Consider the following 13,257-nt stretch of genomic DNA (forward strand, 5'->3'; position numbering starts at 1 on the left):
AATAATAAGCTGAAAAATGAGTATTGGGAACGAGTGGCTGCTTAGAATTTTTCGTCCTACTTGTGGTACGGTTCATTCCGGTTAATCTTCACTGCGCGATAAATCTGCTCCACCAGCACCAGCCGCATGAGCTGATGCGGCAGGGTCATGCGCCCGAAGCTCAAGCGCTGCTTCGCGCGGCGCAGCACCTCATCGGAGAGCCCATGGCTTCCTCCGATGACAAACACGACATGGCTCGTCCCATACGTGCCGAGCTTGTCGATCTCTGTTGCCAGCTCCTCGGAACTCCAGAGCTGGCCGTCCAATGCGAGCGCAACCACATGCGCCTCGCTCTTCACATGCGCGAGGATGCGTTCACCCTCGCGCTCCTTCACCGCCCGCACCTCAGCTTCGCTCAGGGTGTCGGGCGCCTTTTCGTCTGCGACCTCGATCATCTGAAACTTGATGTACGGGGCGAGCCGCTTGGCATATTCCTGAATGCCCAGCGTCAAATATTTTTCCTTCAGTTTGCCTACGCCAATAATCTGAATCAACATGAAGATTCATTCCTCCTAATCGTCCTGCGAGATAATCTATAAGTAAGATGCTTCAACACATCGTTTGTTCCAATATTTAAAGCTAACGAACTCTACACACCTTATCCAGCCCCATTATGGCTACCGTATTATCTAAATAAATGAGACACGCTATTTCAGGCAAAACACGCCAAAAACACAAAAAGAGCGCTCCGACACGCTCTCTTTGCTCCTTACCTGTGATGTTCATACCGGATGGCAGGCGAGCGAGTGCATCCATGACAGACGCACCAACTGCGGATGCCTACACAGTACGCTAGACGACTAGATACTCGGCCTTTTGTTCGCACTCGGCGCACTTCGCAGGCGGGTCCCAATCGGCAAATTCCGTCTCCTTCAGATCAACGATATCTGGAGCGTCCTCATACTCATCAACAAACATGTCGATGGCGATGTCCACGTGTTCTTTGCATACAACGTACATCCGTTCAAGCATCCTTTCTGTATCCAGCTATGCTCCCGATTCACAACCGCTTATCCATACAGGATAGCCACTTCTCTGTTCTATCACACCTGCCGCGGAAAAGAAACCCCTAGCCCCCATTTATCGTGTCCAACTTCCACCAGTCCTCTCATTTCAGCACAAAAAAAACAAAAAAGCGTCACTTCTCGACACCCCGTTGGCATCCCCAAGTAACACTTCTCCAAATTCCGAATCTATCCCACTCATTCGTTACTATTCAGATTACCGCACATATGAAAGCCATCGTCCTATTGTATTCAATCTACCCTCAATGGATATCGATCTTACTCCAGCCCCGACTGCGCCTTCGTCAGCAACTTGCCGCCCTGAAACGCAATAACCGCATTGGCACCAGAACCGCCGGTACCCTTATAATTGTAGACCACCATATTTTCTGCTTCGCTCAATGCCTCGCCTTCACCACCAAGGATATCGATAACTTCCTCTACCGCCATGCCAACCTCCAGCTTTTCATACTGGGCAAACGTAATCAGCACCCCATCTCCCTTTCCAGCCGATCCGTTGTTTCCCGAGCCAACAGGTGCTTTACCTCCAGGCTCATTCACCGCAATCACGGTGGTGCTCAGCTCCTCCAGCTTTTTCTCCAGATCCGCGATCTTCTTGTTCTGTTGACTATTCTTCTCGCTCTGGTCCGCAAGCTTCTTCTCCAGACCTTTAATCTGCTCCTGTAAACCACTAACATCAGCAGTCCCTGACGGGGACACCTCAGAAGTACATGCGGACAAAACAAACAGTGCAGATACCAGACTTGTTCCCCCCACCATGGTTTTCGTCAACCGTTTCATTGAATTAACCCCTTCCACTCCAGATTGAGAATACAGATCGACAAACAGATGTTACTCGCACAGCCGCCCATCACCAACACATTCCCAACAGTTTACCATAACTGGAACCCTTTATAACAGAGACTTTGGCTCTGGTCCTAACCTATCATTGGGAAACGACAAAATCTCCACTGTAACCTCATGAATGTGGTTTATATGTAAATCAAGATTAGTGCAATAAAAAAGAGCAAATCAACAAGTTGATCGACTCTCCTTTATTACCCTATCTCTTTGTGCCATGCCCATGAGAGCAATTCTCTTACTCCGGTTTATCCGTGAGCTTCACCGACACCTTCTCGGCGTTGCCGTCCCGGTAAAAGGTGATTTCAATCGTATCGCCGATCTTCTTCTTATCGTACAGATATTTCCGCAGATCAAGCGTAGAGGTAATTTTTTGCCCATCAAATTCCGTAATGACGTCATTCAGCTTCATACCCGCATCGGATGCCGGACCGGACGCTTCCAGCACAACCACACCACTGTCCACGTGGGATGGGAGCTTCAGGTCTTTACGCTGCTCGTCATCCAGTGGGGCGTATGGATTACTCAGATCGACGGTATATACGCCCAGATATGGACGAGATACTTTGCCATTCAGCAGCAGGGAATCGACCGTTTTCATCACTTCGTTCATCGGAATCGCAAAGCCGAGGCCTTCAACGCCTGTATCCGAGATCTTCATCGTGTTGATGCCGACCAGTTTGCCGTTCAGATCGGCCAGTGCCCCGCCACTGTTGCCTTCGTTAATCGCCGCATCCGTCTGGATCACGTTTTGTTCCCAGTCATACACACCGTCCTGATTAATGGATACCGGCAGAATCCGATCTGTGTAACTGACAATACCGGATGTCAGCGTACCGCCCAGACCGAGCGGATTCCCGATCGCCAGCACCGTTTGACCGCGCTGAAGTTTGCTGGAATCACCAAGCTCTGCGGCTGGACCGATGCCCTTATCATCTTGCACAGACAATACCGCAATGTCACTAACCCGGTCTTTGCCCACCAGCTTCGCTTTATGCGTTTCCCCGTCCACCGTAACAATCTCCAGATCACTCGCACCCTCCACGACGTGATGGTTGGTCATGATGTAGGCTTTGCCATCTTCCTTTTTGAAAATGACCCCTGATCCCAGCGCAGAATCTTCCATCGACAGGCTGCTGCCCGTTTTATGGTTCACGATGCTCACCACGGAAGGGCGAACCTTCGCAGCTGCCTGGATAATCCGGTCGTACGGATCAGCCGCCTGCGCTGTCTGTGTACCGCCTCCGCCGTTCCCTGCAGCGTTCGCTAGAGGTAATGATGCAGGCTGCATAATAAAGCTGAACAGCGTAACGGTCACGATGGAGCTGATTACCGAACTGATCACGGCTACCTTGACCGTGGAGCTAAAACCCGAGCGTGACTTGCGTGGATTCTGCCAACGGTCCCGTCCCCTGCCCCTGCCTCCAGGGCGAATGATCTGAAGTTTACCTTTCTGTTCAGGTTCGGCGCGTCTTGATACTTTGGTTGAATAAAAATCGTCTCCAAACAATCCCATCGTGATCCTCTCCCCTTCGTTGTCACGCATCAAGACCCTGACTGCCGCCCGATCGTTTTGGCATGGCCAACGATGGTGTTCTCACATAGCCCACTCCGCCGGCAGACGAACCTTCCGATCGCTGTTACTCACAAATTTTATTGATTACCCTCTAATAAGGTAAAAATTTGTTCATAAAGGCGAGCACTCCGTTTCTTCAGGTTCCTTCTGCCGTCTCCGTTACGTGAAGACCCCAACGGTTTTCCATGCTTTTTTGCATTTTATAAAAACTCGTTTTGCATATCGCTACCTTTCCCATTAACTCGGAATGAAGCGTCTATGTACAACAGAACGAATATCCCATTCTGTCTGTGACTCTATCAGAAATGCTCTCGCATTCTACGACATGCCTTTTTGCGCGCAAAACAGCCTCTACTATAAAAGCTCCTTATATACTAAACACGCCAAATCTTAAAAAGTTGCATATTTACGAAGATTAACGGAAATTTCCGCTATAACGCGCTTAACAATAAAGGTCCCTAGTATCTATCACCACAAAATCCAGTTGGCTAAGCGCAATTTTGCCTATTCCCGTGAACTTTTTCATCTTCTTAAGCAAAATGCAGCCCCTGGTTCAGCATACACGTCCCTTACGTGTAATTATAGCGGCAAAAAGAGGAATGTTTTCCATCAAGCCTGACTACAATAATAGTAAAAGACAATTCGAAGCTTCATAGAAGGAGGATTCACATTATGGATCGCACGCGTACACTCACAGCCATGGATGAAGTTCATATGGCGGCCAAGCTGGCCGATCTCAAGGAAGAGCATTACCGCAACACCCTTGCCCTAAGCACGATTATTGAACTGCTCGTCGACAAAGGCATTCTGACCCGCGAGGAAGTAGAGCGCAAAGCTACCGAACTCGACAGCTTTATGGCTCACCCACCCTATCCCATGGCGTAGGCCGATCATAATACGTATCACAGAGCTTGAACTCATGATCCCGATAAAAGCAACCACGGCTCTCCATCGCATCACGCACGGTCATTTTCGCCAAGTCCATCATATTATGATCCCGGCTCAAATGTGCCAGATACGTGCGCTTGATGCGTCCGTTCATCAGTTCACTAAGCGCAGCTCCCGCCGCTTCGTTCGACAAATGCCCAATGTCGCTCAGAATGCGGCGCTTGGTGTTCCATGGATACCGCCCCATACGCAGCAATTCGACATCATGATTCGCCTCCAGCACAAGTACATCCGAATCCGAGATCGCATCGCGAACCTTGTCGCTCATATATCCGAGATCCGTCGCAACGGACAGCTTCTCACTGCCATCATCGAATGTGTACCCTACCGGTTCCGCTGCATCATGGGAGATGCCGAAGGATTCCACGCGCAGGGAGCCAAAATCATGCTTTTCACCCGTCTCAAACACCCTCCGGTTTTCCTCTGGAATCGCCCCAACGGACTTCTCCAGTGCTGCCCACGTATTCGTATTTGCATAGATTGGTAAATTATATTTCCGAGACATCGCGCCTAGTCCTTTAATGTGATCGGAATGTTCATGTGTAACCAGAATCCCGTCCAGCTCCGTTCCCGAAATCTCCCGTTCCAGAAACAATGCCTCCAGCCGCTTCGCACTGAGACCTGCATCAATCATGAGGGATGTGCCCCCATGCTGTATAACCGTGGCATTCCCTGTCGAACCGCTGGATAACACGGTAAAATAAATCCCCATAACGCATTACTCCCCTGGTTTGTCTGTCTTGGGACTGAATACATCCCCACTGATGCCCTGCACGTACAACACTTCGCCACTTTCCAGCACGAACCGCCATGCCGGCATCGCCACCTGCATATCTGAATTGAACAACTGGCCGTAATAGCCCAACTGAATATCTTTGACAATCGCATCATTTGGCAAAAAGTTCTCGATCAGCGTACCCAGCGCCTTCGACGCCGGAAGCACCTGCTGATCGCTTTCCTCCGCTGTCGTAATCCGCACCGGAGTCTGACGATAACCCGTAATTTTCTGATCGCTGTAGAATAGCTCCAGACTAACATTGAAGAGCGGCCATTTGCCATCCACCAACGGATGAAGCACAAATGCCCCATCCTCCGCCATCAGCTGATCCCATCGATACGTACCGATCTGGGGAATCTCGTTCTGTAGTGCATCCTCCAGCTCGCTTTGCGAGAAGATTAGCTTGCTGTCAACGGTGTTTTCCAGTTCAACATCAATGCCTGTCTTGTTATCTTCAATGAACTCATACGACAGCTTCGGCAGCTTCGGCGTCTCATTCGGAATAGGAGCCAGCACCTGAATGCCCTTCTCCTCCATCGCCTGTTGTGTATTATCCGCCAGTGAGGTGAAGTCCAGATTGGCTCCGGCCGTCTCCCGCGCATCCATCCAGATCTGGTATCCCAGCACCAGATTGAGCAGCAGGAAGGCATAGATCAACACATTTTTCGCCCGTCCCCAATCCAAAACATCCACCTCCATCATTAGACTTCTTGAAATACTTTCTAAAGTTGCCCAACCTGCCACCGCTACTTTAGTCTTTTATAGACTTTGAACATAAAGCTCCACGATAACGAGGGGGGCAGAAAAAACCTGGAGAAACGTAGTGCTCGCCTTTATTCTCGGATTTCTCCCTTTAACTAAAGGGAATCAATGAAATCTGGGAATAACAGCGATCGGAAGGTTGTTCTGACCGCGGAGTGGATAGTGCAGCCCACCTTATGTTTAATGACTATAACCCATCAAGAAACGGTGGTCTCCTCCCCGTTTCCAAATCGAATTACCCACACCGGTATCAGCTTCAGTCCATCCTCAATGCTGGATGGACGGTAAGCCGGATACACGTCTACGACCTTACGATTAGTACCCGCCACCTTCTGGATGAGCGCCTTCAGCTTGTCCCCACCGGGCAAGGTGACCGACTTCTTCGTCTCCGCGCCTTCGTTCAGATATTCGAGCGAACGTTCATAGCTGGATACCGTCTCCTGCTGCATCTCCATGCTGATCGTGCCGAACCGGAACTGCATCGAGTCCATAATCGGGAAGCTGCTGTAATATTGCTGGAACTGAAGTTTCGTCTTTGTATCGGTTGTATCCAGCATCATGCGCGAACGACCTTTCCAGCCGCCATGCTGATTCACAAAATCAACCGCGGACAGCGCATCCTTCGCTGCGTCAATCTGTCCCGCAGGCGGCGCCGCTGGATCGGTGTAGCTAATCCAGCGCTGTTCTTGCTTCACTTGCAGACTGCGCTTACTGTCTGTATAGATCTCCGAACCATCTTTTTCCCGAATGTTTCGGGTCATGCTTGGATCAAAGAATAGGCTGCGCTGCATTTGTTCGACAGTGAACTGGCCTGTAGGCACGTCAGCCTCAATCGTCTCCAGTGCTTCAGCCGGGATATAATATCCGCCGTCCATCAGCGTATAAGGTGTCCAGCTGCTGCCGAAGTCGACATGCTGCTGCACGTCCTGTACTGTCAGATCCGCCTGCGTCGCCTCGTAGACCACATCGCCTTTGGCACTGAAGAACAGTGCGTGAGCCTTTGTTTCATTTTTGGCCGTATAAATCGAGATTCGGTTAATCGTTTCCCCTTGGAAGAGGGAGTCTGTCCCGAGCCGCATCACACGCTGTAACAACGCTACAGGGATGCCTTCCTTGAACGACAGTTCAAAGCCAGGATTCTCCTTACGAATCTGATCCCAATGGACCGATTGCACACTCCGACGCTGGAAATCATCAAACGTACGCCCCTGCAACCGTGAATAGATCAACTGATAGAATGTATTGCCTGGATAAAACACCGTATGTTTGTCCTCTCCCAGATGAATAACCATCTGATCAGGGAAAATTAAATCTTCAATATTGCGCTCCTGGCCCATATTCTCGGTTTTCACATAGTTCGTCTCTGACGTCACAATCGAATCGCCCCCACCGGGCAAACGATAGATCAAGAAGTAACTTTGTACCAAACTGGCAACGACGAGGGAAGCAAGCACCAGAGATTTAATCCGCTCTTTCAAGGTGCTCACCCCCTTCCTCACGCATGGGCAGTGTGAACGTTACCGTCGTCCCCACGTCCACCTCGGACTCCAGTGAGATATTGCCATCATGGGCCTTCACAATTTCCCGGGCAATGGACAATCCGAGCCCTGTACCGCCCATACTGCGGGAGCGAGCCTTGTCTACCCGATAAAACCGTTCAAAAATACGATCCAGATCCCGCTGTGGAATCCCCATCCCCGTATCGGTCACTGATATGGCGAGAGTATGATCATCATTGCGTCTGGCTGCGATTGTAATCGTGCCGCCTTCAAGCGTGTATTTCAGCGCATTGGACACAACATTATCAAGCACCTGATCAATTTGGTCGCGATCCAATGGAACCGCTGGAATCCCGTTCTCTACAGAAAGCACAGATTGAATATCCTTCTGATGCATCTGGAACGAAAAACGATCCGACACTTCTTCCAACATCTCCATGATGTCGGTTGGCTGTTTGCGCAGCATGGCTTCCTTGGAATCGAGCCTGGACAGATGCAGCAAATCCGTAACCAAGCGAATCATACGCTCCGTCTCATTCTGGATTACCCCAACGAATCGTCCAGCGAGCTGCGGATCTTCGAGAGCTCCATCATCCAGCGCTTCTGCGTAGCTCTTAATGGTAGTCAGCGGTGTACGCAGCTCATGAGAGACATTCGCCACGAATTCACGCCGTGAAGCCTCCAGTTCTTCCTGCTCCGTAACGTCTTGAAGCACAGCGATTGTACCTGTAATGCCCAACTCACGACGATGAACCGGTGTAAACGTCATGCGGATGACAACAGGATCTTCCTGTCCCGCAGGTGCAATCTGGAGCAGTGTCGAACCTGTAAAACCACTGGCTAACGCTTCCGCATCTTCCGGATCAATGCCCAGCAATACGGCAAAGTGCCTTCCTTCAATGTCCGCCGGACGCATGCCCAGAATGCTGCTAGCACGCCGATTTACCAGAATGACTTTGCCATATTCGTCCGTTGCGACCACGCCATCACTCATATTGGTCAGAATGGACGTGAGCTTCTCCTTCTCCTCTTCGTTCTGGGAGAGTGCATCTCGCAATCTGCTAGTCATATAGTTGAACGCCCGACTGAGCTGTCCAATCTCATCCGTTCCGAATACAGGCGTCTGCTGATCGAAGTTGCCTTCCGCGACCGCCGTCGCTCTTCGGGTAACTTCCTTGATAGGCTGCGTTATCGTATGTGACAGAATGACACCAAGCACTGCGGTTAATACCAAGGCAATCAAAATGCCTGAGATAAAAATCTTGTTAATGCCCTCCATTGTGGCATATAACTCATTCATCGAGGCGGCGATGTAGACCGCGCCGATAATCTTGCCGCCGGACAGCACCGGCTTGGCAACGACCTTTTTGCGAACATTATCCTCGTCCACGATATATTCCTCATTGTCCCGAATGCCTTGAAGCGCACGGCTGACAACGGTCTGGGTGTTTTTGCGTCCAACATAGTCTGAATGGGAACTTAGCGAGGTGGTCAGCACTTTGCCGCTGGCATCCAGCACCTGAATCTCCGCTCCGTTGATGTTGAACAGGTTGTTTACCAACACACGCAGGTTTTCCGTTTTGTCCTCGCCAGCCTCGGCTTCTCCACCAGCCATCGTCTCTCCCACAAGCACAGACAGCATCTCAGCCCGTGCCTGCAAATCCTCAGTGAAGTTGCTGGTCAGCGAGTTCTTCATCGCACTCACAAAATAAACGCCGATCAATTGCATCGCAATCAGAATCAGCAGTACATAGATAATAATCAGTTTCGCCTGAATCGTTCGAAAGAACGAAAATCGCGAGAAACGCCCCATTATATCCCCACGCTTTTGGGACTGCGCACGAGATAACCCAGCCCGCGGCGAGTCAGAATCGTTTCCGGTTTGCTCGGGTTCTCCTCAATCTTCTCACGCAGACGACGAATCGTAACATCAACGGTACGCACATCCCCGAAATATTCATATCCCCATACAGCTTGCAGCAGATGTTCACGTGTCATTACTTTGCCGGAATGCTTCGCCATATAATAGAGAAGTTCGTACTCACGGTGGGTCAGATCCAGCGGTTCGCCGCCTTTGTAAGCTGTATACATGTCCATATCAAACGCCAGATCAAATAAACGCATGACCTGTTTCTCTTCGTCTTCCGGCGCTTCAGCCGTAATGGCAGGCTTCTGCCGTCTGCGCATCTGTGCTTTCACCCGGGCGAGCAGCTCGCGCGTACTGAAAGGCTTCGTAACATAATCATCCGCACCTAGCTCCAGACCGAGCACCTTGTCGATCTCGCCATCCTTTGCGGTCAGCATAATGATCGGCATCTCCAAATGGGCACGCACCTCGCGGCACACATCCATACCATCCTTACCTGGCAGCATCAGGTCCAGCAGCATCAGATCCGGCTTCTCGGATAACGCCAATTCAACCGCACGAATGCCATCAAATGCGCAGATGACCTCGTACCCCTCTTTTTCCAAATTAAACTTCAGAATGTCCGCAATGGGCTGTTCATCGTCCACCACCAAAATCTTCCCCTGCATCGGCTGTCTTCACCCCTATATCCTGCTTAATCCGCCTTAGCGGTCTATCTCTCTTAATCAACTTATATAAATTGTGTTTCCTACGTTTTCATTGAATATAGTTCATATCATATGGCTTGTTGCCTATAGTCTATAGTTTAACATACCTGAAGCACCGTCACATCCCGATCAGGGCCAATGTGCAGCCCAAACTGAAAAATTTTTACAGCAGCAAAAAACAAGGCCAGCATCAACTGCCAACCTTGCCCTGGATTGCGATATAACTAGTTCAAGTATGTCAACGGATTTTCCACCGTTCCGTTCTTGATAATCTCGAAATGCAGATGCGTTCCGGTCGAACGGCCCGTGTTGCCCATTACGCCGATGCTCTCACCTTTTTCAACGACTTGTCCAACCTTAACACCAATGCTGTTCAAGTGCCCATAAAGTGTTTCGTATCCATTACGATGGTTAATAATAATAACATTGCCATAACCACTCTTCTGTCCTGCAAAAGTAATCACGCCCTCATCAGACGCTTTCACGTCACGGTTACCGACAAGATCGACACCTTTGTGCTGGCGACCCCAGCGTTGTCCAAAGCTGCTGCTCATCGTAGCGTTTGATACCGGCCAAGCAAATTCACCTGTACCTTCACCGACCACTTTGGTTCCACTCAGAACCACTTCAGTAACTGCTGACTTGATGACTTCCTGGCCAAGCCATTCCTCCTGAACGACCTCACCATTTTCCTTCGTTATCCGATATTGCATGCTTTTCAGACCGCTTTGACCTGGACGCACCACTTTGGTTGTGCCTGCTTTGAGCTCAGCACTTTTGCGTACTTCCACCTGCGGTTTAATCTCAATCTGTTCAACCACCTGCTCAACTGATTTAACGGTAACAGCTGGTTTTGGCACCGTCAGTGTAAGCTCGTCCCCAATTTGCAGTGACGTTTCTTTGATGCCCGGATTATGTTTGCGAATCTCACTTTGCGTAATTTCGTATTTGGCAGCAATGGAAGAGATCGTATCTCCTTCACGCACGACATAAGTTACAGGCGCGTCTTTACCAACGGTTAAAGCTTCAACCGCCTCGGATACATCCCATATTTTGTTTGGGTCAGCCTTCACCACATCTGTCGCTACATCTTCCTTGATGCCCACCGACTTCAGCGTAGTACTCGGCCCCTCGGCTTTCTTCGATGAGTTTGCCGATACCGACTTCGTCTTGAGCGAACTGCGCACAGCCGATGCCGATATGTACTTGTTCTGCACTTGTTCCAGAATCGCGTCTGCTGTTGCCTGATCCTTCACAATGCCGATTACTTCACCGTCTACCTTGAGCTCTACACCCTTGGCATAGGCGGTAAGCATGTCGCCGAGCTTGTCCAGCGTCTCATCGCTGTTCACTACGGGTTTGTATGCTTTAATGGTTTCGGTCGTGATGCCATCTGTGTTCAGCACCATTTCCGCTTCTGGATATTTATTTTGGAATTCCTCGGTTTTGTCTGCAAATAATTTCTGTAATTGCGTCTCATCCGTGATGGTGCCAATCTCATTTCCTTTAACCATCACTTTATAATATGGGACGGTGTTTGCAGCAACGTATTGTTTGCCTGCGAATCCGATCGATGCAGCGATAAATAAACCACATGCTGCTGTAATGATCCATTTGCGCGAGGCCAGAACGCGCTTTTTATTACTACTGAAGTTGGACATGCTCATGTTGTTTTTGTCTTCGGCCGTCCGGTGTTCCCCGGATTGTTCGTGTTCCCGGTTCTTGCCCGGTTGGCGTATGCCTCTGAAACCTTTCATGATTCTCTCCTTTTCAGCACTTCTCAGTTCGCATTTCTGTCAAGACATCACCCACTGTGTCTGTCCCATGCTTGTCGATATTTGTATTCGGGTGTCCGCAAATCAGGACTTTAGCTGCGCTCGTAAAAGTGTCAAAATTTTAACCTTTTATCACACCCGTATACTTTAACACAGGTTTTACACTCATTTCAACTGTACACGTCACAGCGCAAAGCCGCGCCACGCTTGGTTTCCCTGTATTATCCATAAGATGGCAGATCAATATTCTTCCCCATATCGCCTCTACTTCAGGTATACTATGTACTTTTGATCATTTTTTAAGACTAGGTTCTAAGACCCACCGATATGTGTTTTCTTTTTCATAAAAATACAAACTGAAATCCCTCGTCAGATCATCTCTGGTGAGGGATTTCGTTAAACTCTTGCTATAGAGTGCCTCATATTGGCTGGATTGTATGCTAACCAATTTCTGCTTTTATTTCATTGCCCGAATGGCCTCATAAATTAAATTTCTCTGATTTACCGCTCAGGATTCGATCTTTCGATTCCTTTATGAATATTCAGCAAAGGGTCGCAGATTTACGGATTTCCCTATATGAACTTAGTTTATTCCGCCTGAAGGACTTCCATTAGATTATCGTATTCTTCGCTCGTCAGATACTTGGAGATAACCTGCTCAATATCGCGCAGCTCCTGCTCAGTCAGGCCGCCTTCCATGGCGCCTGAGATTTGCTGCATCTCTTTCTGGGGCAGCTTGTTCATCAGCAGACTAAAAATCTTTTCTTTTTCCTCCAACGGCAGCTTGTCCTTCTTGCCTGTGATGTCATCCGGAGATACTACAATCTCATCATTCCCTGAAGAAGGCGTGCCATTGGAATTCGTACCTGATCCGTTGCCCGATGCTGTACTGTTGCCAGGCGTTGTCCCAGAATCGCTACCCGCATTTGTGCCAGCATCTGCGTCTGTTCCCGTGCCTGAGCTGCCCCCTGGGCTAGATCCCGTAGCAGAAGAGTCCGTTCCTGAGCCTGCTCCTTGACCATCGTCTGTTCCCGTACCCTGTTCAGAGCTGTTGCCTGTATTCGCGCCTGTTTCTCCACTTTCTGTTCCATTGCCCATGACAGATATCGCATCTTCTGGAACGTGTTCCTCCTCGGCTCCTGCCGGCTGATCTGTCGTGCCCGTTCCCGGCTTCTTCTCTTCACCGGACTTACCACCTAATGCACCCTGAAACATGGCCGTTAACCCCATGGGCTGGCCTTCCCACTGAATATTGAAACTCGCCAGCAGCGATTTTACATATGACTGAACGATTAATCCGGTTGTCAGCAGGGTCAGTGAACTGACCAGCATCACGGTAAGCAATATTTTAATGAACCATTGAAGCAACTTCATTCCCGTTCTCTCCCTCCGTTTTCCGACCCCATATCACATTCGATGTTTCAGGATCTATGAGTCTACT

12 protein-coding genes are annotated in these 13,257 nt (G+C 49.6%); 1 reads left to right on the plus strand and 11 read right to left on the minus strand.

Annotated features, from left to right (window positions below):
- Positions 1-56 precede the first annotated feature (56 nt).
- The 4 genes from rlmH to BLS14_RS14910 form a co-directional block, all read right to left on the minus strand.
- The gene (gene rlmH, locus BLS14_RS14895; protein WP_072733920.1) at positions 57-536 is read right to left on the minus strand and encodes a 23S rRNA (pseudouridine(1915)-N(3))-methyltransferase RlmH; all 480 of its coding nucleotides are present in this window, start codon (positions 534-536) and stop codon (positions 57-59) included.
- A 295-nt stretch (positions 537-831) separates the two neighbouring features.
- The gene (locus BLS14_RS14900; RefSeq protein ID WP_063870633.1) at positions 832-999 is read right to left on the minus strand and encodes a CxxH/CxxC protein; all 168 of its coding nucleotides are present in this window, start codon (positions 997-999) and stop codon (positions 832-834) included.
- A gap of 323 nt (positions 1,000-1,322) precedes the next feature.
- Positions 1,323-1,844, minus strand: a complete 522-nt coding sequence (locus tag BLS14_RS33180; protein WP_256336478.1) for a hypothetical protein — start codon at positions 1,842-1,844, stop codon at positions 1,323-1,325.
- A 298-nt stretch (positions 1,845-2,142) separates the two neighbouring features.
- Entirely contained in the window at positions 2,143-3,420 is a 1,278-nt protein-coding gene (locus tag BLS14_RS14910) for a S1C family serine protease (RefSeq protein WP_072733921.1), read from the minus strand.
- Between the two features lie 732 nt (positions 3,421-4,152).
- On the opposite strand from BLS14_RS14910, the gene BLS14_RS14915 reads away from it, so the two are divergent.
- The gene (locus BLS14_RS14915; RefSeq protein WP_053781978.1) at positions 4,153-4,365 is read left to right on the plus strand and encodes a hypothetical protein; all 213 of its coding nucleotides are present in this window, start codon (positions 4,153-4,155) and stop codon (positions 4,363-4,365) included.
- Here BLS14_RS14915 and BLS14_RS14920 read toward each other — a convergent pair.
- The 7 genes from BLS14_RS14920 to BLS14_RS14950 all read right to left on the minus strand — a co-directional run bounded on the left by BLS14_RS14920 (position 4,334) and on the right by BLS14_RS14950 (position 13,190).
- Complete coding sequence (locus tag BLS14_RS14920; RefSeq protein ID WP_062327768.1) at positions 4,334-5,140, minus strand: MBL fold metallo-hydrolase; 807 nt, start codon at positions 5,138-5,140, stop codon at positions 4,334-4,336. The genes BLS14_RS14915 and BLS14_RS14920 overlap by 32 nt on opposite strands.
- A gap of 6 nt (positions 5,141-5,146) precedes the next feature.
- The gene (gene yycI / locus BLS14_RS14925) at positions 5,147-5,890 is read right to left on the minus strand and encodes a two-component system regulatory protein YycI (RefSeq protein WP_090809390.1); all 744 of its coding nucleotides are present in this window, start codon (positions 5,888-5,890) and stop codon (positions 5,147-5,149) included.
- A gap of 275 nt (positions 5,891-6,165) precedes the next feature.
- Positions 6,166-7,446 (minus strand): YycH family regulatory protein, encoded by a 1,281-nt coding sequence (locus BLS14_RS14930; RefSeq protein WP_090809392.1) that lies wholly within the window; start codon positions 7,444-7,446, stop codon positions 6,166-6,168.
- Positions 7,430-9,280, minus strand: coding sequence for a cell wall metabolism sensor histidine kinase WalK (walK, locus tag BLS14_RS14935; protein WP_063567364.1), 1,851 nt, complete (start codon positions 9,278-9,280; stop codon positions 7,430-7,432). Before walK ends, BLS14_RS14930 begins: the two co-directional genes overlap by 17 nt.
- Entirely contained in the window at positions 9,280-10,002 is a 723-nt protein-coding gene (gene yycF, locus BLS14_RS14940) for a response regulator YycF (protein WP_062327757.1), read from the minus strand. Before yycF ends, walK begins: the two co-directional genes overlap by 1 nt.
- A gap of 263 nt (positions 10,003-10,265) precedes the next feature.
- Positions 10,266-11,798, minus strand: a complete 1,533-nt coding sequence (locus BLS14_RS14945) for a peptidoglycan DD-metalloendopeptidase family protein (RefSeq protein ID WP_063567365.1) — start codon at positions 11,796-11,798, stop codon at positions 10,266-10,268.
- Positions 11,799-12,404: 606 nt separating this feature from the next.
- Positions 12,405-13,190: a dermokine domain-containing protein gene (locus tag BLS14_RS14950; protein ID WP_072733924.1), complete on the minus strand. Its 786-nt coding sequence runs from the start codon at positions 13,188-13,190 to the stop codon at positions 12,405-12,407.
- Positions 13,191-13,257 lie beyond the last annotated feature (67 nt).

The sequence above is a fragment of the Paenibacillus sp. OK060 genome (assembly GCF_900101205.1).
Classification (GTDB): domain Bacteria; phylum Bacillota; class Bacilli; order Paenibacillales; family Paenibacillaceae; genus Paenibacillus; species Paenibacillus marchantiae.

Coding starts and splice junctions, on each gene's coding strand:
- rlmH (WP_072733920.1), bottom strand. CDS start 536: ATGTTGATTCAGATTATTGGCGTAGGCAAACTGAAGGAAAAATATTTG.
- BLS14_RS14900 (WP_063870633.1), bottom strand. CDS start 999: ATGTACGTTGTATGCAAAGAACACGTGGACATCGCCATCGACATGTTT.
- BLS14_RS33180 (WP_256336478.1), bottom strand. CDS start 1,844: ATGAAACGGTTGACGAAAACCATGGTGGGGGGAACAAGTCTGGTATCT.
- BLS14_RS14910 (WP_072733921.1), bottom strand. CDS start 3,420: ATGGGATTGTTTGGAGACGATTTTTATTCAACCAAAGTATCAAGACGC.
- BLS14_RS14915 (WP_053781978.1), top strand. CDS start 4,153: ATGGATCGCACGCGTACACTCACAGCCATGGATGAAGTTCATATGGCG.
- BLS14_RS14920 (WP_062327768.1), bottom strand. CDS start 5,140: ATGGGGATTTATTTTACCGTGTTATCCAGCGGTTCGACAGGGAATGCC.
- walK (WP_063567364.1), bottom strand. CDS start 9,280: ATGGGGCGTTTCTCGCGATTTTCGTTCTTTCGAACGATTCAGGCGAAA.
- yycF (WP_062327757.1), bottom strand. CDS start 10,002: ATGCAGGGGAAGATTTTGGTGGTGGACGATGAACAGCCCATTGCGGAC.
- BLS14_RS14945 (WP_063567365.1), bottom strand. CDS start 11,798: ATGAAAGGTTTCAGAGGCATACGCCAACCGGGCAAGAACCGGGAACAC.
- BLS14_RS14950 (WP_072733924.1), bottom strand. CDS start 13,190: ATGAAGTTGCTTCAATGGTTCATTAAAATATTGCTTACCGTGATGCTG.